This is a genomic window from Streptomyces sp. NPDC054757, from assembly GCF_053612185.1.
In genome coordinates, this window is record NZ_JBSHBW010000026.1 from 17021 (window position 1) to 36262 (window position 19242).

Here is a 19242-nt window from a genome sequence, read left to right on the forward strand (position 1 = left end):
ATGAGCCCCCCGAACACGACTGCCGCTGAACAGAGTTCCGCCCCGGCGTCCGGCCGGTCCGGCCGGACCGCCCCCTCCGGTGCCCCGCCCCGCGGCCCCGGATCCGCCGTCCTGCGGGCCCTGCTGCGCAACCGGCTCGCGGTCGTCGCCCTCGCCGTACTCGCGGTCATGCTGATCGCCGCCGTGTTCGCCCCGCTCATCGCCCCGCACGACCCGAACACACAGAACCTGCTGCTGCGGCTCCGGCCGCCCGCCTGGCAGCACGGCGGCAGCAGCGCCCACCTCCTCGGCACCGACCAGCTCGGCCGGGACATGCTGTCCCGGGTCATCTACGGCACCCGGGTCTCGCTCCTGGTGGGCGCGGGAGCCGCGCTGCTCGCCGGGGTCATCGGCACCGCCGTCGGACTGGCCTCCGGCTACTTCGGCGGCTGGACCGACCGCGTACTGATGCGGCTGGCCGATGTACAGCTGGCCTTCCCGGCGATCCTGCTGGCGCTGGCCATCGTCGGCTTCCTCGGCTCCGGCCTCTGGTACGTGATCCTCGTGCTCGGCTTCACCGGCTGGGTCTCCTACGCCCGGGTCGTCCGCTCCGAGGTCATGTCCCTGCGCTCCCGCGACTTCATCACCGAGGCACGGGCCATCGGCGTCACGGACCGCACCATCATGCGCCGCCATCTGCTGCCCAATGTGATGGCGCCCCTCGCCACCATCGCCACCCTGCACATCGCCGCCGCGATCGTCGCCGAGGCGTCCCTGAGCTACCTCGGCCTCGGCGTCCCCAAGGAGACCGTCACCTGGGGCTCGATGCTCTCCGACGGACAGCTCTACCTGGGCACCTCCTGGTGGCTCGCGGTCTTCCCCGGAGCGGCCCTGATGATCACCTCGCTCGCTGTCAACATCACAGGCGACGCACTGCGCGACGTCGCGGACCCGAAGGCGTACCGCCGATGAAACCCACCCCCGCCCCGGCGGAGCCACTGCTCCGCATCAACGACCTCAGCGTCGACTTCCGGCTCGAAACCTCCACCGTGCACGCCGTACGGGGGGTCTCCCTGGACGTCGCCGCCGGGGAGACGCTCGCCGTCGTCGGCGAGTCCGGCAGCGGCAAGACGGCCACCGCCCTTTCGGTGCTGCGCCTCAACCCGGCCCCGCCCTGCGTCTACAGCGGCGGCGAGATCCTCTTCGACGGCCGCGACCTGCTCGCACTCCCCGAGAAGGAGCTCGGCCGGATCAGGGGACATGACATCGCCATGGTCTTCCAGGACCCGATGACCAGCCTCGATCCGCTCCAGCGGGTCGGCAGCCAGGTCGCCGAAGTGCTCCGTCACCACCAGGGGCTGCCCCGGGCCGAGGCAAGGCAGGCCGCGGTCGCGGCCCTGGACGAGGTCGGCATCCCCGATCCGGAACGCCGGTACCGGCAGTACCCGCACGAGCTCTCCGGCGGTCTCCGCCAGCGCGTGATGATCGCGACGGCGCTGGTCGGCAGGCCGCGGGTGCTCATCGCCGACGAACCGACCACCGCACTCGACGTCACCGTGCAGCGGCAGATCCTCGACCTCCTGGTCGAGCTGCGGCAACGGCACGGCATGGCCGTCGTCCTCATCACCCACGACCTCGGTGTGGTGGCCGAGACCGCCGACCGGGTCGCCGTCATGAACCACGGCAGGGTCGTGGAGACCGGTGACGTCCTGGACGTCTTCGCCGAGCCCGCGGACGACTACACCCGCCGGCTCCTGGACGCCACCCCCCGATTGGAGCCGGCATGACATCCGGAACCGGCCCGGCACAACCGGGTCGCCCCGCTGGTACGGACGCCGCAGCGGACCCCGCGGGCGGACGTACGGCCCTGCTCGAACTGGACGGTCTGCGCAAGGAGTTCGGCAGCAGGCCGGTGAGCGTCGCGGTGGACGACGTGTCGCTGACGGTGTACGAGGGCGAGACCCTGGCCCTGGTCGGTGAGTCCGGATGCGGCAAGACCACCCTGACCAGGCTGCTGCTGCGGCTCATCGAACCCACCGCGGGCGCGGTGCGGTTCGCCGGGCAGGACCTCGGCGGTCTCACCCCGGCCCAGCTGCGTTCCGTCCGCAGGCAGATGCAGGTCGTCCTCCAGGACCCGTACTCCAGCATGAACCCGCGGATGCGGATCGCCGACATCGTGGCGGAGCCCCTGGTCACGCATGATCCGGCGGCGCGCGGCCGGCGCGGCCGGGCCCGCACCAGGGAGCGGGTCGGTGAACTCCTGGAGGCGGTCGGTCTGGACGCGGGCATCCAGGACCGCTATCCGCACGAGTTCTCCGGCGGGCAGCGGCAGCGCGTCTCGATCGCCCGCGCGCTCGCCATCGAACCCCGGCTCGTGGTGCTCGACGAACCCACCAGCGCCCTCGACGTCTCCGTGCAGGCCAGGATCCTCGACCTGCTCGCGGAGCTCCAGCAGCGCCTCGGCCTGACCTATGTCTTCGTCTCGCACAACCTGGCCGTGGTGCGCCAGGTGGCCGACCGGGTCGCCGTGATGCGCCGGGGCGCCCTGGTGGAGGTCGGGGACGCCGCCGATGTCTTCCGGCGCCCCCGGCACGCGTACACCCGCCGGCTCCTCGACGCGGTGCCCGACCCGGACCCGCGCAGCGCACGCCGGAGGCCGGGCCGTACGGGGCCGGACCGGGGGAGTGACCGGGCCGGGGCGGGCGACGGCTCCGGGAAGACCCGGGGTTCAGGGGCAGCCGACGGACCCGGGGCAGCCGACGGACCCGGGACGGGCCCGCGATGACCGGAACCCCGGCCCGGCTCCGCACGGTCCAGCGCACAGCCGTCCGGCACACAGCCCCCCGCCCCGCCCCCCTACAACTGCGACAGCACCAGACCCGCCCCGCCGAGCAGCGCCACATCGTCCACGGCCGCCGCGCTGACCAGTACCTTCGGCAGCTCGGCGGCGACCGCCGCCCCGTCGGCGCTGTCGGCGCGCAGCCGCTCCTCGATCAGCGTACGGAACCGTTCACCGCCCTCCCGGGCCTCGCCGTGCAGCACGAAGAGCCCCGGGGCGAAGAGCTGCTGCACATTCACCAGGCCCAGGGCCACGTTCCGCGCGTACGCGTCGACCACCCGGCGGGCCGGACCGTCCGTCCGCTCCACCAGGGCCGCCAGCGAGACCCGGTCACCGAGCCCGGCCGCCCGCGAGCACTCCCGCAGCCAGCGGGTGGTGGCTACGGTCTTCCAGCAGCCGCGCCGGCCGCAGGTGCACGGGTCGCCGCTGGCCGACACCGTCATATGGGCGCCGCTGCGGCCCCCCGGCGGGGCCAGCACCTCACCGTCGTAGAGGATGCCCACGCCCAGCACCTCGCCGGTCGAGACCGACGCGAACGTACGCCGTCCCCGTCCCGCACCGAACCAGCGGTCGCCGAGCACCTGGAGCCTGGCCCGGTGCTCGACCCGCACCCGCAGCCCGGTCAGCGCGCCGAGCCGTGCGGCCACCGGATAGCCGTGCAGCGCGGGGACGTCGTTGACCTCGGTGATCAGGCCCCCGTCCGGGTCGACGAGGCCCGCGGCGGCCACCCCGACCCCGTCCGGGCCGTGACCGTCGAAGACCCGGGCCGCCCCGGCCAGCGCGGCGTCGATGTCGCCCGGTGTGGCCGTGCCCGGGTCGTACGTGGTCTCCGCCCGCTCCAGCACGGCGCCCGACATCGTCAGCACGGCCGCGGTGATCCGGCCGGGCACCAGCTCGACCGCGCCGAGCGTCCGCCGGGCGCCCGGTACGAGGGGGGCCGGAGCGGGCTCGGGCACCAACCGCAACGGAGAACGTCTCTGCACCATGCGCCGACTCTGCCACGGCGGAGTTTCGAGGAGGTAGCACCGTGAGCCAACTGCAACCGAGCCGGCCGCGACCCACGGGTCCGGCCCGGCTGACCGAACTGACCTGGGGCGAGGTGCGCGCGGCCGGTGAGCACGGCATCGCCCTGCTGCCGATCGGATCCCAGGAGCAGCACGCCGGGCATCTGCCGATGGGCACCGACACCCTGCTCGCCGAAGCGGTGATCGACCGGGCGGGCACCCTGCTCGCCCGGGAGCCGGACGCGCCGGAACTGGTACGGCTGCCCGCCCTGCCCTTCGGGCACAGCCCGCACCATCTGTTCGCCGCCGCGGTATCGCTCTCCGCCGCCACCCTGGGCGCGGTACTCGACGACATCCTGGACTCGCTCGTGACCAGCGGATACCGCCGGATCATGGTGGTGAACGGACACGGCGGCAACGACGAGATCATGCGTCTCGCCGTGAAACGGTTCGCGCTGCGCGCCGATGTGACCGTCGCCGCCTGCTCGTACTGGACGGTCACATCCGGCGCCGACGACGGGGGCAGGCCCGAGGTCACACCCGGCCACGCCGGATGGTTCGAGACCTCGCTGATGCTGGCGGCCCACCCGGACCTCGTCCGTACACCGGTGCCGGCGCGCGCACCCGTCGAGCCCCCGCCGCTCTTCGACCATCCGCCGTACCCGGGGCTCACCGTGGAGCGCCACGGCGAGTGGGAGCGGGTGGGCGGCGCGACCGATGACGCATCAGGGGCGGACCCGGAGCGCGGTGCCCGGCTGCTCGACGACCGGGCCACCGGGCTGGCCCGCGCCGTCCGCGCGTTCGACGCGGCGACCCGCTGAACCCCTGCATCACCGCGTCGCTGAACCAGGCGGCCGGACCCGAGGAGAGACAGAGAGAGCCATGAAGATCACCGATGTCGACGTGTGGGTTGTGAACCTCCCGCTGGTCAACCCGTTCACCAGTTCGTTCGAGACCAAGACGGGGGAGACCCGGACCGTCGTCAGGATCCGTACCGACACGGGTGTCGACGGGTGGGGCGAGACGATGTGGGGCCGCCCGGTCGCGGCGATCGTCGAAGCGCTCGCCGCGGACCTGATCGGCACCAGCCCGTTCGCGCTGGAGAGCTTCCACCGCAAACAGCACATGGTGCCGTTCTTCCACGGCTACCTGGGCTACGCGGCCATCGCCGCCCTCGACGTGGCCTGCTGGGACGCGATGGGCAAGGCCACCGGGCAGTCCGTCACCGACCTGCTGGGCGGTCCGGTACGCGACGAGGTCCCCATCACCGCCCTGGTGACCCGCGCCGACGCACCCGGCGTGGGCGCCGACGGGCTGCCGGACGCGCTGGCCGAGCACACCGCACGCGTGGTGGCCGAGGGCGGCTTCGACGCGGTCAAGCTCAAGGGCACCAGGGACGTCGCAGGTGACGTCGCCATCCTGCGGGCCGTCCGTGCCGCCCTGCCCCGGGTGAACCTGCGGGTCGACCCGAACGCCGCCTGGTCGGTACCCGACTCGGTGCGTGCCGGGATCGCCCTGGAGGAGCTGGACCTGGAGTACCTGGAGGACCCCTGCGTGGGGATCGAGGGCATGAGTCAGGTGCACGCCAAGGTCCGGATCCCGCTCTGCACCAACATGTGCGTCGTCCGGTTCGAGGAGTTCGCCCCCGCGGTACGGCTGAACGCCGTGGACGTGATCCACGGCGACGTCTACAAGTGGGGCGGTATCGCCGCGACCAAGGCGCTCGCCGCCCACTGCGAGACGTTCGGGCTCGGGATGAATCTGCACAGCGGCGGTGAGCTGGGCATCGCGACCGCCGCCCATCTGGCCGTCGTGTCCAGCACCCCGGTCCTCTCCCGGGCGATCGACAGCATGTACTACCTGCACGCCGACGACATCATCGAGCCGCTGCACCTGGAGAACGGCCGGCTGCGGGTGCCCACCGGGCCCGGCCTGGGGGTGAGCGTGGACGAGGAGAAGCTGCGCCACTTCGCCGCGGTCAACGAGCGCGAAGGGGACCTGACGGGATGAGCGGGACAGCGGAACAGAGCGAACGGCAGCACGTACGGCAGAACGAGCCGCGGCCCGGCCGGCAGGCGGTGCGCAGCGCGCACGCGCCGCGTCCCGCCGGGGCGTACAGCCAGGGCGTCCTGGCCGGCGATTTCCTCTTCACGGCCGGGTTCGGCCCGCAGGACCCGGCGACCGGCGAGGTGCCGGAGACGGCCGGGCAGCAGACCGCCCAGGTGCTGCGCAACATCCGGTCGGTGCTCGCCGAGCGCGGGCTCACTCTGGACGACGTCGTCAAGGTGACCGTGCATCTGGCCGATCTCCACCGGGACTTCGGGGGCTTCGACGCGGCGTACGGGGAGTTCTTCACCGCGCCGTATCCGGTGCGCACCACGGTCGGCTCGGAGCTGATGGACATCCTGGTCGAAATCGATGTGGTGGCGTACGCCGGTGCGTGAGCGCCCCCGAATCGAGGGGCGGACACGCAGGTCAGCGCGGATCCATAAGGGCTGCTTGGCGGTGCCCGGCGCCGTCGCGCCATGGACGGCGCGCGGGCCGGGACCGCAGAGTGGGTTCCATGGAGACCTTGGCAGGCGCCGAGTTCGCGCCCGAGATGACCTATCTGAACACCGCGAGCAGCGGTCTGCTCCCGGCCCGCACCGTCGCCGCGATGCACACCGCGGTGACCCGGGCGGCCGCGGGCAGGCCGACCGACATGTTCGCCGACGTGGAGGCGTCCCGCGCCTCCTTCGCCCGGATCGCCGGAGTCCCCGCCGCCCGTGTCGCGGCCGGGGCATCCGTCGCCGTCTACAGCGGGCTGATCGCCGCGTCACTCCCCGAGGGGGCCGAAGTCCTGGTCGCCGACGGGGATTTCAGCTCGCTGGTGAACCCCTTCTGCGTACGCGGCGGCCTCAAGGTGCGGTCGGCGCCGCTGGAGTCGCTGGCGGAAGCGGTACGGCCGGGCACCGCGCTCGTCGCGGTGAGCGCGGTGCAGTCCGCCGACGGCCGGATCGCCGATCTCGCGGCGGTCCGCGCCGCTGCCCGTGCGCACGGCGCCCGCACGCTGGTGGACGTGTCGCAGGCAGCGGGGTGGCTCCCGCTCGACGCGGGCGCCGACGACTTCACCGTGGCGGTCGCCTTCAAATGGCTGACCTGCCCGCGCGGTATCGGCTTCCTGGTGGTCCCGGAGGACCTGGGCGGGCTGACACCGGGATTCGCCGGATGGGTCGCGGGGGAGGAGCCCTGGGCCAGCTGCTACGGGCCGGTGGCCGAACTCGCGCACAGCGCACGGCGGTTCGACGAGAGCCCGAGCCTCTTCTCGTACGCCGGGGCGCGGCACTCCCTCGCCCTGATCGAGGAGCTCGGGCCCGAGGCGATCCGGCGCCACGACGTCGGGCTCGCCGACCGCTTCCGTACGGGGCTCGACCGGATCGGACAGCGGTTCGTGGCCGCCCCCGGATCGGCGATCGTCGCGGCCCCGGGGCTCGGCCGCCGCCGTGACGAGCTGAGCCGCGCGGGCGTCGAACTCTCCGACCGCGCGGGCCATCTGCGGGCGGCCTTCCACCTCTACAACTCGGCGGCCGACGTCGACCGGCTGCTCGACGCGCTCTCGGACTGACCGGCCCGCTGATACGCGGGAGGGGGACGGCACCCGGTGCCGTCCCCCTCCCGCGTACTTCAGCTCACTTCACCGGAGTGAAGTCCCGCGCCCCGATGAACTCGGGCCGCCGGATCGGAGCCGCGAAGGGCTCCACCGCCGCGTTCTCCACGCTGTTGAACACGATGAAGACATTGCTGCGGGCGTACGGAGTGATGTTGTCACCCGAACCGTGCATGCAGTTGCAGTCGAACCAGGTGGCCGAACCGGCCCGGCCCGTGAAGAGCTTGATGCCGTGCGCGTCCGCCAGCCGCGTCAGCGCCGCGTTCGACGGGATGCCCGCGTCCTGCATCTGGAGCGACCGCTTGTAGTTGTCCTTCGGCGTCTCACCCGCGCACCCCAGGAAGTGCTGGTGCGAACCCGGCATGATCATCAAGCCGCCGTTGGTGTCGAAGTTCTCGGTCAGCGCGATCGAGACGGACACGGTCCGCATGTTCGCCAGACCGTCCTCGGCGTGCCATGTCTCGAAGTCCGAGTGCCAGTAGAAGCCACTGGCGCCGAACCCCGGCTTCACATTGATCCGGGACTGGTGGACGTACACGTCCGAGCCCAGGATCTGCCGGGCACGGCCCAGCAGCCGCTCGTCCCGCACCAGCTGCGCGAAGACCTCGCTGAGCCTGTGCACCTCGAAGACCGACCGTACGTCCTGGGACTTCGGCTCGATGATGGAGCGCTCGTCGGCGCGGACGTCCGGATCGGCGACCAGCCGGTCCAGCTCCGCACGGTAGAGCGCCACTTCGTCGTCCGTGAGCAGATCGCCCACGGTGAGGAACCCGTCCTGTTCGAAGCCCTGGAGCTCCGGCTGGGAGATGGGGCCCGCCGCGCCGGGCTGCGACCAGACCACCGGGTCCTGGCGGGGGGTGGTCACTTCACTCGCACCACGGGTGGGGTAGAGATCCGCCCGGATGTTGGACAGTACTTCGGTCATGGCGATTCAGACCTCCTCGGTCAGCAGCGGGTAAACGCCGTTCTCATCGTGGTCCTCCCGTCCGGTGACCGGAGGGTTGAAGACACAGACGCAGTGGAAATCGGTCTTCGGGCGCAGCGTGTGCTTCTCGTGCCCGTTGAGCAGGTACATGGTGCCGGGCTCGATCCAGTGGACCTCGCCGGTGTCGTCGTTGGTGAGTTCGGCCTCGCCCTGGGTGCAGAGCACGGCCTCGATGTGGTTGGCGTACCACATCGAAGTCTCGGTTCCCGCGTAAAGGATGGTCTCGTGGAGGGAGAAGCCGACCTTCTCCTTGGCGAGCACGATGCGCTTGCTCTCCCAGGTCCCCGACTTGGACTTGATGTGTCGGTCGGTTCCCTCGACATCCTTGAACGATCGGACAATCACTGTGACGGGTGCCTCTCTGTGTTACGGGTCGCGGCGGCGGGTGCGCCGCGTGTCAGGTGGTCTCGGTGCCGGGCCGGTCCGGTGGTGCCGGATGGTCCCGGTGGTCCCGGTGGTCCCGGTGTCAGGCGGTCTCGCGGACGGCGCGGGCCAGGATGCTCAGGCCCTCGTCCAGCTCTTCGGGGGAGACGGTCAGCGGCGGGAGGAGCTTGACGACCTCGCTCTCCGGACCGGAGGTCTCCAGGAGCAGCCCGAGGTCGAAGGCCCGGCGGCAGACGGCCGTGGCGCGCGGCTTGTCCTCGAACTCGATGCCCCAGACGAGGCCACGGCCGCGGAAGCTCACGCCCGCCCCGTCATTCTCCTCGACGAGGGCCAGGAGCGCGCGTTCGACCTGCTCGCCGCGGGCCAGCGTCTGCTTCTCCATCTGGCCGTCGGCCCAGTAGGTGTCCAGCGTGGCGGTTGCGGTGACGAACGCCGGGTTGTTGCCGCGGAAGGTGCCGTTGTGCTCGCCGGGCTCCCAGACGTCCAGCTCGCCCTTGAAGAGGCAGAGCGACATGGGCAGCCCGTAGCCGCTGATGGACTTCGACAGGGTGACGATGTCGGGGGTGATGCCCGCTTCCTCGAAGGAGAAGAAGCCGCCGGTGCGGCCGCAGCCCATCTGGATGTCGTCGACGATCAGCAGCATGTCCTGGCGGTGGCAGAGCTCCTGCAGCGCGCGCAGCCACTCGGCGCGTGCGACGTTGATGCCGCCCTCGCCCTGGACCGTCTCGACGATCACGGCGGCGGGCTTGTTGAGCCCGGAGCCCTGGTCCTCCAGCAGACGCTCGAACCAGAGGAAGTCCGGGATCTGGCCGTCGAAGTAGTTGTCGAACGGCATCGGTGTGCCGTGCACCAGCGGGATACCGGCGCCGGCCCGCTTGAAGGCGTTGCCGGTCACGGCCAGCGAGCCGAGCGACATCCCGTGGAAGGCGTTGGTGAACGACACGACGGACTCGCGGCCCTTGACCTTGCGGGCCAGCTTCAGCGCCGACTCGACGGCGTTGGTGCCGGTCGGGCCCGGGAACATCACCTTGTACGGCAGGTCGCGCGGGCGCAGGATCACGTTCTGGAAGGACTCCAGGAAGGCCCGTTTGGCCGTGGTGGCCATGTCCAGGCCGTGGGTGATGCCGTCGCGCTCGATGTAGTCGATCAGCGCGCGTTTGAGCACCGGATTGTTGTGGCCGTAGTTGAGCGATCCGGCTCCGGCGAAGAAGTCGAGGTAGGTGTGGCCGTCCTCGTCGTGGAGGTAGCTGCCCTGGGCCCGGTCGAACACGGCCGGCCAGCTGCGGCAGTAACTGCGCACCTCCGACTCAAGGGTCTCGAAGACGCTCAGGGCGGGCGGGGTGATGGTCACAGCAAGTCTCCTGGGGTGAGGGATGTCAGTCAGGCCGAGACGGGGCTGATGCGGTACAGCACTTCCGGCTGGTGCGTCCCTTCGGGGAACAGCCCGCCGTCGAAGAGCACTTCACGTTCCACTGCTGCCCCGTGACGCTCTGCGAACGAGCGGAACAGCCGGTCGGACGCGGTGTTGTCCGGAGAAATAGTGGTTTCGAGCTCCCGGACCACTCCCCTGGCGGTGACCTTGGCGGTCAGCGCGTCCAGCATCAGGCCGGCGAGGCCGAGCCCGCGGCAGGCCGCGTCGACGGCCACCTGCCAGACGACGAGGGCTTCGGGACGGTCGGGGCGCACATAGCCGGTGACGAAGCCGATGGGGGCACCGGCCGAGTCGCGCGCCACCACGGAGGTCGCTGCGAAATCACGACACCACAGCAGGTAGCTGTACGAGGAGTTGAGGTCCAGCACCTCGGAGTCGCGGGCGATACGCCAGAGCGCGGCTCCGTCCTCCACTCGTGGGGTGTCTATCTCCTGGAATTCACTACGGGCACGTACAAGGTCTTCTTGCGCGGCGGTCATGTAAGGGAAATTTACCCAGCAAATTCAAAAAATGCATTCCGGGGCGGGGTTGGCCAAAACCTCATTCCGTGCTAACGCGCGGGCGCGGACGGCGGCTCCTGTGGTCGCGAATATGGATGATTTGTCCCGGAATTATCGGGCATACCGAACCCACTGTGGGGTCGGTCACATGTGTGTAACCTTCGTGACGCACGTCCGAAAACCGCTGGTGGGGGCGGTGGAAAATCTTGCGTTTAGGGTCCGGAAAAGCGGGCAGAAGAAAAGGGACTGGCGTACTGGTGAAAGCCGGAATTCTGCATTCTGCAATTCTTTGATTACGCGGCTGTGTGCGGCCGTCACCAGCCGTACACAGCCCGCATCCGCCTGGGCGCACGGCTCAGTCGCGCCGCCAGACCTCCGAGACCGCGGCGCGTGCGGCAGCCGGATCCACCGCGGCCGCACCGTCCCGCACCGCACCGTTCAGCGCCGGATCGCTCAGCGCTCCGCCCAGGGCCGCCAGCGAGGAGTGCACCACGCCCTCGGTGGCGTCCGGGCCGTAGTGGTTGATCCGCACCATCTCCCCGGCCAGCGCTCCGCCGCCGGCGATCAGCGGCAGCGTCGGATCGGCCGCCAGGGCCTTCGCGACCAGCCGGGACGCGTCGACCCCGGCCGGGGTGCGGAGCGTGGTGGCCACCGGGGCCGCGTCCCGTGCCTCGTGCACGAACGGCGTCAGCCCGCCACCCAGGGCGAGCACACCGGCCCGGGTGGCCGCGGCGGCCCGTGCGTGCCGGTCCATCACCGCGGTGCGGCCCTCGGACTCGATCCGCTCCAGACAGGCCCCCAGGGCCAGCATCTCCAGCTGGGCGGGCGCGTGCGGCAGCGCGGTGCGGCCCGCGTCGATCCAGCGCTCCTTCCAGTCCAGGAGCGAGAGGTACGAGCGGCGCGGCGCCCGCGGGTTCTCCGCGAACCGCTGCCAGGCGCGCTCGCTCACGGAGACCGCCGACACCCCGGCGGGCCCGCCCATCGCCTTCTGGGCGCCGATCACACAGAGATCCACGCCCCAGGCGTCCGGCAGCAGCGGCTCCGCACCCACCGATGCGACCGCGTCCAGCATGAAGAGCGCGCCGTGCGCCCGTACCGCATCGCCGATCTCCGCGACCGGGTTGGTGTTGCCGGTGGCCGCCTCGGCGTGGACGAGCGAGACGAAGTCGATCTCGGGGCGGGCGGCGAGCGCCTCGCGCACCTGGTCCGCGGTGACCGCGGTGTGGAAGGGCACCGCCAGGTCGACCACGGTGACCCCGCAGTCGCGCAGCCAGTTGCCGAAGGTCTGGCCGTACGGCCCGGTGATCACGTTCAGGGCGGTCGAGCCCGGCCGGGCGCCGGAGCGGATACAGCCCTCCAGCGGCAGCAGCGCCTCCCCCTGGGTGATCACGACGTCCTGCCGGGTGGAGAGCAGCGACGCCGTCTGCCGCTCGATCGCGGCGAACTGCGCGGGGGTGAGCGGGGCGAGGTCGAGGAAGGGGTGCGTCACGGGGGGGCTCTCTTCGCGAGTTCGTTCGGGCTGGCGGTCCGATGGTACTGAGGGGGTGTCCCGGGGGCCGTGGCCCGGCGCCGGGCCTCCCGGCCCCTGCCGCCCGGCGCGGCCCCGTCGTTAGGCTCGCCGTATGAGCGATCACACGGTGCTGCATGTGAAGGGGCGGGTGCTGGTCGGGCCCGAGGACGTCAGGGACGAACTGTGGGTGGTCGGCGGGCGGATCACCTACACGCGCCCGGCCGCGGAGACCGTCACCGTGCGGGGGTGGGTCTTGCCGGGACTGGTCGACGCGCACTGCCATGTCGGGCTCGACGCACACGGCGCGGTCTCCGCCGCGACCAGTGAGAAGCAGGCGCTCGGCGAACGGGAGGCCGGGGCGCTGCTGCTGCGCGACGCGGGGTCGCCGTCCGACACCCGGTGGATCGACGGCCGCCCCGACCTCCCGAAGATCATCAGGGCGGGCCGCCACATCGCGCGCACCCGGCGTTACATCCGCAACTACGCCCATGAGATCGAGCCGGGGGATCTCGTCGAGTACGTCGCGAGGGAGGCCCGCAACGGCGACGGCTGGGTCAAGCTCGTCGGTGACTGGATCGACCGGAACACCGGGGACCTGTCGGCCTGTTGGCCGCGCGGTGAGGTGGAGGCGGCGATCGCCGAGGCGCACCGGCTCGGCGCCAGGGTCACCGCGCACTGCTTCGCCGAGGACTCGTTGCGCGATCTCGTGGAAGCCGGGATCGACTGCATCGAGCACGCCACAGGACTGACCGACGAGACCGTCCCGCTCTTCGCGGAACGCGGGGTCGCGATCGTGCCGACCCTGGTGAACATCGCGACCTTCCCCCGGCTCGCCGCGGGCGGCGAAGCCAAGTACCCGCGCTGGTCGGCGCATATGAGGCGGCTGCACGAGCGCCGCTACGACACCGTCCGCTCCGCCTACGACGCGGGTGTCCCGGTCTACGTCGGTACGGACGCGGGCGGCTCACTGCCGCACGGTCTGGTCGCCGAGGAGGCGGCGGAGCTGGTGAAGGCGGGAATCCCGGTGTCCGATGTGCTCTCGGCGGCGTCCTGGGGCGCCCGGGAGTGGCTGGGCAGGCCGGGGCTGGCCGAGGGGGCGCCGGCGGACCTCGTGGTGTACGCGGACGACCCGCGCGAGGACGTACGGGTGCTGGGGGCGCCGCACCGGGTGGTGCTGGAGGGGCGCACGGTGGCGTGAGGGCGTGAGGGGGACGGCGGCTGCGGGTCTGCGGGGGCGGACCGCCCGTGCGGCGCCGGGTTGACCGGGCGTGACATGCGGGCCCGGTCACTCGTTGAGGCACCTGGTGCCTTCCGGTCCCGTCATCCGCGGGTACGTCGGCGCACCACTCCTGGGCGGTGAAACGAGGGGCTGGGAGGAACGCGCGTGCCTCAGGATTCGAATGCGAGCACGGAAACACCACTTTGGAGTGAACTCACGCCAGGTTGCTGACCGTTCACCCACAGTGCGTAAAGATTCCGGTGTCTCGGTCGCCGGCGCACCCACGAAGTCCCCGTGGGACGCGCCCCCGGCGACGTCATGTCTCTTGTGGGGGTTCCACCGCCTTGAACAGCAACACCTTCCGTATGCCCGCACGCCTCATGCCCGCACGCCGTACGGCCGCCGTCCTTGTGGCCGCCGGGCTGACCGCGGGCCCCGCGGCTCTTCTCGCCGCGGCACCCGCGCAGGCGGCCACCGGCAGTGACGGAAAGGCGAGCGCTGTCGTGCTCCGTACCGGGCTCGATGTCTCGCTGCTCAACAAGACCGTCGATCTGCCGCTCACGGTCGCGCTCAACGAGGTGCACGCCCCGGCCAGTGCGGACAGGACCGCGCTGACCGCGAAGCTGGACGGCGTCGACAAGGGCCGCCCGTTCAGTCTGCTGCGCGCCGACGTCGCCACCGCCGGTGCGACGGCCGACCGTCACAAGGCGGAGGGGTACGCCAATGTCGCCCGCGCGTCGGTCCATGTCCCCGGGCTGCCGCTGCTGTCGCTGATCGAGGTCGAGAAGGTGACGTCCAAGGCGGTCTGCGCCGCCGGTGAGCGGCCGCACGCCGAGTCGAACGTACTGGGCCATGTGACGGTTCTCGGCAAGAGGATCACGCTCACCGCCGGTGGTACGACGCGGATCCATGTGCCCGCCGTCGGTGATGTGACGCTCGACCTCTCGAAGACCAGCACGACATCCCGTACGGCCGCCGCCACCGCGCTCCAGCTCAAGGTCTCGGTCAACCCGCTGAAGCTGAACGTCGCGGACGTCCAGGGCGAGGTCACCCTCGCGCAGGCGACCTGTGAGTCGCCGGTGGCGGCCCCGCCCGGCCACGGCGGCGGGCAGCCGGCGAAGCCCACGCCCGCGCCCGGGGTCAAGGAGCAGACCGTCGCCCACCCGAAGCCCGCGGCGGCGCCCGAGAAGGAGAACCTCGCTGAGACCGGGGGCAGTTCGGCGACCCCGTACATCGCGGGCGGCGCGGTGGCCCTGGTCGTGGCCGGCGGTGGCGCGGTCGCGATGGCCCGTGCGCGGAGCCGTAACAAGGCCTGATCCGCTGATCCACCGGGGGCCGGGCCGCACGGGGGGTGCGGCCCGGGGATGGGGGGAACGGGGGCCTGGGCCGCGGTGTCGCGGGATCACCGCGGCGCCGCGGCCCGGGGGCTGCTGAGGGGACTGGTGCTCAGGGGGTGGCGTCGAGAGTCTTCTCCCATGCTTCGACGGTGGCGACCTCACCGCGCCGTGTGAACACCTCACCGAGGAGGGCGGAGTGCAGGGCGGGGCTGGGGTCGCCGCAGGCGTCGGACAGGACCGTGACCCGGTAGTCGAGGTCGGCGGCCTGCAGAGCGGTGGAGAGGACGACTCCGCCGGTGGCGATACCGGCCAGGACGAGGTGGTCGATGTCCTGCGCGGCCAGGATCTGCTGGAGGTTGTTGCCCGCGAAGGCACTGACGCGGTTCTTGTGAACGACGATCTCGCCGCCCGTGGGGGCCACATCGGGGTGGATGGCGGCGCCCGGGTCGTCCGCCGTGAAGAGGTGGTGCGGAAGGGCGCCGAAGATCTTGTTGCGCGGATGGGCGTCGGTGTGACCGTCGCGCAGCTGCAGTGCCACGTGGATGACCGGAACGTCGGCGGCGCGGGCCGCGCGGAGCGCGCGTACGGCGTGCGGCAGGTAGTCGTCGGGCATGTGGGCGAGGTGGTTGCTCTGGAGGTCCATCAGCAGCAGTGCGGGGCGGGACATGGCCGTGCCTTTCGGAGGGGTGGAGCGCTGTTCCTGGAATCTCGCGGTTCCGGACCGCGAGCGGTCGGGGGGCGGGCGGGGCCGCCGGGAGGACTACCTCCCGGCGGGGGAGTCGTCGGCCGTGGGGGAGCCGTCCGTGGCCGCCGGGCGGCCGAGCGTACGGTCGAAGGCGGTCAGCAGCAGGTAGAGCACACCGGCCCCGAGCATGACCCAGGCGAGGGTGTGCATACCGCCGGTTCCGGCGCGCTGTCCGAAGGATGTGGCGGTCGCGGACGAGGCGACCATCGAGCCGATGTAGGCGAAGGTACGCAGCAGCCCGGCCGAGGAAGCGGTGCGCTCGGGATCGGCCTGGTAGTAGACGGAGTTCTGCAGGGCCAGATTGTTCAGTCCCTGGGGGACGCCGAAGACCAGGGCGACCAGGAGCAGCATCCACAGCGGGCTGCTCCCGGTGAGCGTCAGCATCACCAGACAGGCGACGATCTGCCCGGCCGCGCCGACCAGCAGCTTCCCGCGCACACCCGTGCGCCGTCCGGAGAGGACCGAGACGCCGATCGCCATCAGGAACATGGGGATCTGGACAAGACCGGCGTGGAAGGGCGTCAGCCCGTACCCCTCCTCGGTCCACTGGCTGAAGCCGTAGAGGAAGCCGTACGCGACGACATAGGCCACGAGCGCGCGCCCGTAGGTGGCGAGCAGCGGTGAGTTGCCGCCGAGTACCCGCAGATCGATGAAGGGGGTCGCGGCCCGCAGCTCCCGTACCGCGAACGCGGCTCCCGCCGCCGCGGCGAGCGCCAGCAGATACCAGTCGCGCAGATGCAGGTTCATCAGGAAGAGCAGCAGCGAGGTGAGGGTCGCGGCGAACAGGCCCATACCGGGCAGATCGAGCTGGGCGGCCAGGTGGCCACGGATCGGGGATCCGCCCGTACCGGTCTGCTTCGGCAGCCGCAGCAGCCCGAGGGACACGGCGGCGACGGCCAGCGGCACATTCAGCGCGAAGGTGGCCCGCCAGCCGCCCGCCGCGATCAGCAGGCCGCCGACGAGCGGGCCGACGACGGCGATGGTCTGGTTGGCGACAGCCAGCGCGGTCAGCACCCCGCCGGGGCTGTCCCGCCCGGTGCGCTGGGCCTCACTGCGTACCAGTGCCATCGCGGCGGGGTACCCGGCGCAGGTGCCGAAGCCGAGCAGCACCCGCGCGAAAATCAGCAGCCCCAGACTGGGTGCCAGGGTGCCCGCCACCCCGGCGACGCCGACGAGGCCGGTGCTGAGCAGGAAGAGCCTGCGCGGCCCGAAGATGTCGATGAGGCGGCCCACGACCGGCTGTCCGAGCGAGGTGGCCAGGTAAAGGGCCGAGACCAGCCACGCGGTCTGCGAGGCCGGTGCGCCCAGGGCCCGGCCGATGGGGACCAGGGCGACGGAGATGATCGTCGAGTTGACCGGGTTCAGAACCGAACCCAGCATCATCGGCGGCAGCAGCCGCCGGTCGAAACGAGGTTTCTCCGTCTCCGCTATGCCGCCGGTCGCCGCCTCAGTCATGGGTCAGCCGGTCCAGCACGGTCATCGCGGCGAGCACCGCCTGCCGTTCGTCCTCCGTGCACCGGTCCTGCAACCGGACCGCCAGCCACTCCGTACGGGCCTGCCGCCCTTCCTCCACCCGGCGGTGCCCCTCCGCGGTCAGCGTGATCAGCAGCCGCCGCCCGTCCTCCGGGTCCGGGGCCCGCTCCACGAGCCCCAGGGCGGCGAGCGAGGCGACCGTCGCCGTCATCGACTGGTGCCGCACCCCCTCGGTGGTGGCGAGCTCGCTCGCCGTGACGCCCGCCTTGCCGGAGAGGCGGGCCAGTACGGAGGCCTGCCCCAGGGTGAGGTCCTCGTCCTGGGCGGCGTTGAGGATGCGGCGGCGCAGCCGGCTGATGACGGCGCGGACCTCGCGCGACGCCTGAACCGCGGAGGGCGGCAGGTTCGGGTTCTCGCTCATGCCTGCCACGCTAATGCCTACAGGCTTACTTGTACAGTTTCAGCTGTACAGTATGGGCTGTGCCTGGCCGGTGCGCTCCGCCCCGCTCAGGCACCGGCCGGGGACGTCAGCCGGAGACTCCGCTCAGCGCCTGGTCGAGCGCCTGCAGAAACCGGTTGGTGGTCGTACGGTCGCGCACCGCGAGCCGCAGCCACTCGGGCCCGAGCCCCGGAAAGGTGTCACCGCGGCGTGCCGCGAAGCCGAGCCTGCGCAGCCGCTCCCGTACCGCGTCGGCGCGCTCCATCCGTACCAGCACGAACGGCCCGTCGGCCGGCTCCACCGCCCGTACCTCGTCGAACTCCGCCAGACCGGCCAGCAGATGGGCGCGGTCGGCGGCGATGGCGTGTGCGGCGAGCGCCGCCTCGGCGAGTGCCGGCGCCGCCGAGCACGCCTCGGCCGCGGCCAGCGCCGGGGTCGAGACCGGCCACAGCGGCTGTGCGCGCTCCAGCAGCTCCACCGTCTCCGGTTCGGCCAGCACATAGCCGATCCGCAGTCCGGCGAGCCCCCATGTCTTGGTGAGGCTGCGCAGGACGATCAGGCCCGGCACATCCGTACGGCCCGCGAGCGACTCGCGTTCGTCGGGCACCGCGTCCATGAACGCCTCGTCGACCACCAGCAGCCGGCCCGGCGCGGCCAGCGAGGCGAGCGTCGCCGCCGGATGCAGGACGGACGTCGGGTTGGTCGGATTGCCGGCCACCACCAGATCCGCCGTGTCGGGCACCGCCGCGGGATCCAGCCGGAACCCGTCGTCCGCGCTCAGCAGCACCCGCCGCACGGTGTGTCCGGCGTCGCGCAGCGCCGCCTCCGGTTCGGTGAACTGCGGGTGTACGACGACGGGTCTGCGCACCGGGAGCGCGCGGGCGATCAGTACGAAGGCCTCAGCGGCTCCGGCCGTCAGCAGGACCCGTTCGACCGGCAGCCCGTGCCGGGCGGCCACCGCCGCTCTCGCGGCCCGCCCGTCGGGGTAGGCGGCCAGGCCGCCGAGCGAGGCGGCTATGTGGTCCCTGAGCCAGGGCGGGGGAGTGCCCGCCCTGACGTTGACCGCGAGGTCGGTGAGGCCGCCGGGGCCGCAGTCCCGTACCTCGGCGTCGCCGTGGTGCCGCAGATCGTGGACGTCCGTGTGTGTGCGCATGACTGCCATGGTGGTGAAGGCGGTGCCCGTCGTCATCAGGGTGAAAGTGGGACTGTTGTGGAGGTCCTGGATTCGCCGGGCCCCCGGATGGTGCCGTCCGGCGGCCCGGGGCCGGTCATGCGGGGGCCCGGCGCACCACGGCGCAGGTCGCCATCGCCGCCCGGCCGTGCGGCGCCGACTTCCGCTTCGGGACGAGCAGTTCGCCCCCGCCGGCCAGCGCGGCGGCCTCCGCCACCGACGGGGTGCCGACCGCGGCCCGTGCGGCCCCGGACGGATGGGGCACCCTGATCCGGGCGAGCACGGCGGCGCTGTACGGACGCAGTGGCACACCGAGCCGTACGGCGGCGGCGACCAGCCCCGGCTCGGCTGCCCTGGCGTCCACGGTCGCCAGCTCGGCGACACCGGAGGGCGGCAGACCGGCGTCCCGCAGGGCGTCCGCGATCAGTCCGAGCACCTCGTCGGCGCCCACGCCCCGGGACGCCCCCACCCCCACGACGAGCGGACCGGGCTCGGCCGCCGGGCCGGTCACGGCAGGGGGCACCGCAGCGCTCACGGGGCCGGTCGCGTCAGTGGTCACGGGGGTGTGACCGTCTTCGG

At 72.0% G+C, this 19242-nt stretch carries 19 protein-coding genes and 1 pseudogene; 9 read left to right on the plus strand and 11 right to left on the minus strand.

The genetic code is table 11. The annotated features are described in order from the left end of the window. From ACWGKJ_RS26555 to ACWGKJ_RS26565, 3 genes are read left to right on the plus strand one after another with little or no spacing between them, the layout of a single operon-like run. Positions 1 to 951 carry an ABC transporter permease gene (locus ACWGKJ_RS26555; protein WP_385031736.1) on the plus strand — a complete coding sequence of 317 codons (951 nt, stop codon included), beginning with the start codon at positions 1 to 3 and terminating at the stop codon, positions 949 to 951. Further along, positions 948 to 1766, plus strand: coding sequence for an ATP-binding cassette domain-containing protein (locus ACWGKJ_RS26560; protein ID WP_385031739.1), 819 nt, complete (start codon positions 948 to 950; stop codon positions 1764 to 1766). The genes ACWGKJ_RS26555 and ACWGKJ_RS26560 overlap by 4 nt, the downstream gene beginning before the upstream one ends. Next, the gene (locus ACWGKJ_RS26565) at positions 1763 to 2764 is read left to right on the plus strand and encodes an ATP-binding cassette domain-containing protein (protein ID WP_385031742.1); all 1002 of its coding nucleotides are present in this window, start codon (positions 1763 to 1765) and stop codon (positions 2762 to 2764) included. Before ACWGKJ_RS26560 ends, ACWGKJ_RS26565 begins: the two co-directional genes overlap by 4 nt. 71 nt (positions 2765 to 2835) lie before the next feature. On the opposite strand, the gene ACWGKJ_RS26570 is transcribed toward ACWGKJ_RS26565, so the two are convergent. After that, positions 2836 to 3804 (minus strand): ROK family protein, encoded by a 969-nt coding sequence (locus ACWGKJ_RS26570; protein ID WP_385031745.1) that lies wholly within the window; start codon positions 3802 to 3804, stop codon positions 2836 to 2838. 50 nt (positions 3805 to 3854) lie between these two features. On the opposite strand from ACWGKJ_RS26570, the gene ACWGKJ_RS26575 reads away from it, so the two are divergent. From ACWGKJ_RS26575 to ACWGKJ_RS26590, 4 genes are all read left to right on the plus strand, one after another. Beyond that, positions 3855 to 4643, plus strand: coding sequence for a creatininase family protein (locus tag ACWGKJ_RS26575; RefSeq protein WP_385031760.1), 789 nt, complete (start codon positions 3855 to 3857; stop codon positions 4641 to 4643). Between the two features lie 61 nt (positions 4644 to 4704). Continuing rightward, a complete protein-coding gene (locus ACWGKJ_RS26580; RefSeq protein WP_385031748.1) occupies positions 4705 to 5832 on the plus strand; it encodes a mandelate racemase/muconate lactonizing enzyme family protein in 1128 nt (375 codons plus the stop codon). Continuing rightward, complete coding sequence (locus tag ACWGKJ_RS26585) at positions 5829 to 6266, plus strand: RidA family protein (RefSeq protein WP_385031751.1); 438 nt, start codon at positions 5829 to 5831, stop codon at positions 6264 to 6266. The genes ACWGKJ_RS26580 and ACWGKJ_RS26585 overlap by 4 nt, the downstream gene beginning before the upstream one ends. Before the next feature lie 119 nt (positions 6267 to 6385). Continuing rightward, complete coding sequence (locus ACWGKJ_RS26590; protein WP_385031754.1) at positions 6386 to 7426, plus strand: aminotransferase class V-fold PLP-dependent enzyme; 1041 nt, start codon at positions 6386 to 6388, stop codon at positions 7424 to 7426. Positions 7427 to 7490: 64 nt separating this feature from the next. Here the strand turns inward: ACWGKJ_RS26590 and thpD are convergent, their stop codons facing one another. The 5 genes from thpD to ACWGKJ_RS26615 all read right to left on the minus strand — a co-directional run bounded on the left by thpD (position 7491) and on the right by ACWGKJ_RS26615 (position 12258). Continuing rightward, complete coding sequence (thpD, locus tag ACWGKJ_RS26595; protein WP_385028539.1) at positions 7491 to 8393, minus strand: ectoine hydroxylase; 903 nt, start codon at positions 8391 to 8393, stop codon at positions 7491 to 7493. Between the two features lie 6 nt (positions 8394 to 8399). Then, complete coding sequence (locus tag ACWGKJ_RS26600; RefSeq protein ID WP_385028536.1) at positions 8400 to 8798, minus strand: ectoine synthase; 399 nt, start codon at positions 8796 to 8798, stop codon at positions 8400 to 8402. 121 nt (positions 8799 to 8919) lie between these two features. Further along, entirely contained in the window at positions 8920 to 10188 is a 1269-nt protein-coding gene (gene ectB, locus ACWGKJ_RS26605; RefSeq protein WP_385028533.1) for a diaminobutyrate--2-oxoglutarate transaminase, read from the minus strand. A gap of 29 nt (positions 10189 to 10217) precedes the next feature. Continuing rightward, positions 10218 to 10748: a diaminobutyrate acetyltransferase gene (gene ectA, locus ACWGKJ_RS26610; protein WP_385028530.1), complete on the minus strand. Its 531-nt coding sequence runs from the start codon at positions 10746 to 10748 to the stop codon at positions 10218 to 10220. A 376-nt stretch (positions 10749 to 11124) separates the two neighbouring features. Continuing rightward, positions 11125 to 12258: a pyridoxal-phosphate-dependent aminotransferase family protein gene (locus ACWGKJ_RS26615; protein WP_385028527.1), complete on the minus strand. Its 1134-nt coding sequence runs from the start codon at positions 12256 to 12258 to the stop codon at positions 11125 to 11127. A 133-nt stretch (positions 12259 to 12391) separates the two neighbouring features. Here ACWGKJ_RS26615 and ACWGKJ_RS26620 point away from each other — a divergent pair, with 133 nt between their 5' ends. Both ACWGKJ_RS26620 and ACWGKJ_RS26625 read left to right on the plus strand, forming a co-directional pair. After that, positions 12392 to 13477: an amidohydrolase family protein gene (locus ACWGKJ_RS26620; protein ID WP_385028525.1), complete on the plus strand. Its 1086-nt coding sequence runs from the start codon at positions 12392 to 12394 to the stop codon at positions 13475 to 13477. Positions 13478 to 13842: 365 nt separating this feature from the next. Further along, complete coding sequence (locus tag ACWGKJ_RS26625) at positions 13843 to 14814, plus strand: SCO1860 family LAETG-anchored protein (RefSeq protein ID WP_385028522.1); 972 nt, start codon at positions 13843 to 13845, stop codon at positions 14812 to 14814. Positions 14815 to 14944: 130 nt separating this feature from the next. Here ACWGKJ_RS26625 and ACWGKJ_RS26630 read toward each other — a convergent pair whose 3' ends face one another. The 5 genes and pseudogenes from ACWGKJ_RS26630 to ACWGKJ_RS26650 all read right to left on the minus strand — a co-directional run. Next, positions 14945 to 15502 (minus strand): cysteine hydrolase family protein, encoded by a 558-nt coding sequence (locus ACWGKJ_RS26630; protein WP_385028519.1) that lies wholly within the window; start codon positions 15500 to 15502, stop codon positions 14945 to 14947. A 93-nt stretch (positions 15503 to 15595) separates the two neighbouring features. Further along, entirely contained in the window at positions 15596 to 17035 is a 1440-nt protein-coding gene (locus tag ACWGKJ_RS26635; protein WP_453315831.1) for an MFS transporter, read from the minus strand. Beyond that, positions 17028 to 17474 carry a MarR family winged helix-turn-helix transcriptional regulator gene (locus tag ACWGKJ_RS26640; RefSeq protein ID WP_385028513.1) on the minus strand — a complete coding sequence of 149 codons (447 nt, stop codon included), beginning with the start codon at positions 17472 to 17474 and terminating at the stop codon, positions 17028 to 17030. The genes ACWGKJ_RS26635 and ACWGKJ_RS26640 overlap by 8 nt, the downstream gene beginning before the upstream one ends. Before the next feature lie 106 nt (positions 17475 to 17580). Further along, on the minus strand, positions 17581 to 18681 hold the full coding sequence (gene cobC, locus ACWGKJ_RS26645) for an Rv2231c family pyridoxal phosphate-dependent protein CobC (RefSeq protein ID WP_385028510.1): 1101 nt from the start codon (positions 18679 to 18681) through the stop codon (positions 17581 to 17583). A 91-nt stretch (positions 18682 to 18772) separates the two neighbouring features. Further along, positions 18773 to 19153 (minus strand): annotated as a pseudogene (locus ACWGKJ_RS26650) (cobalamin biosynthesis protein); the annotation flags it as partial. Between the last annotated feature and the right edge of the window lie 89 nt (positions 19154 to 19242).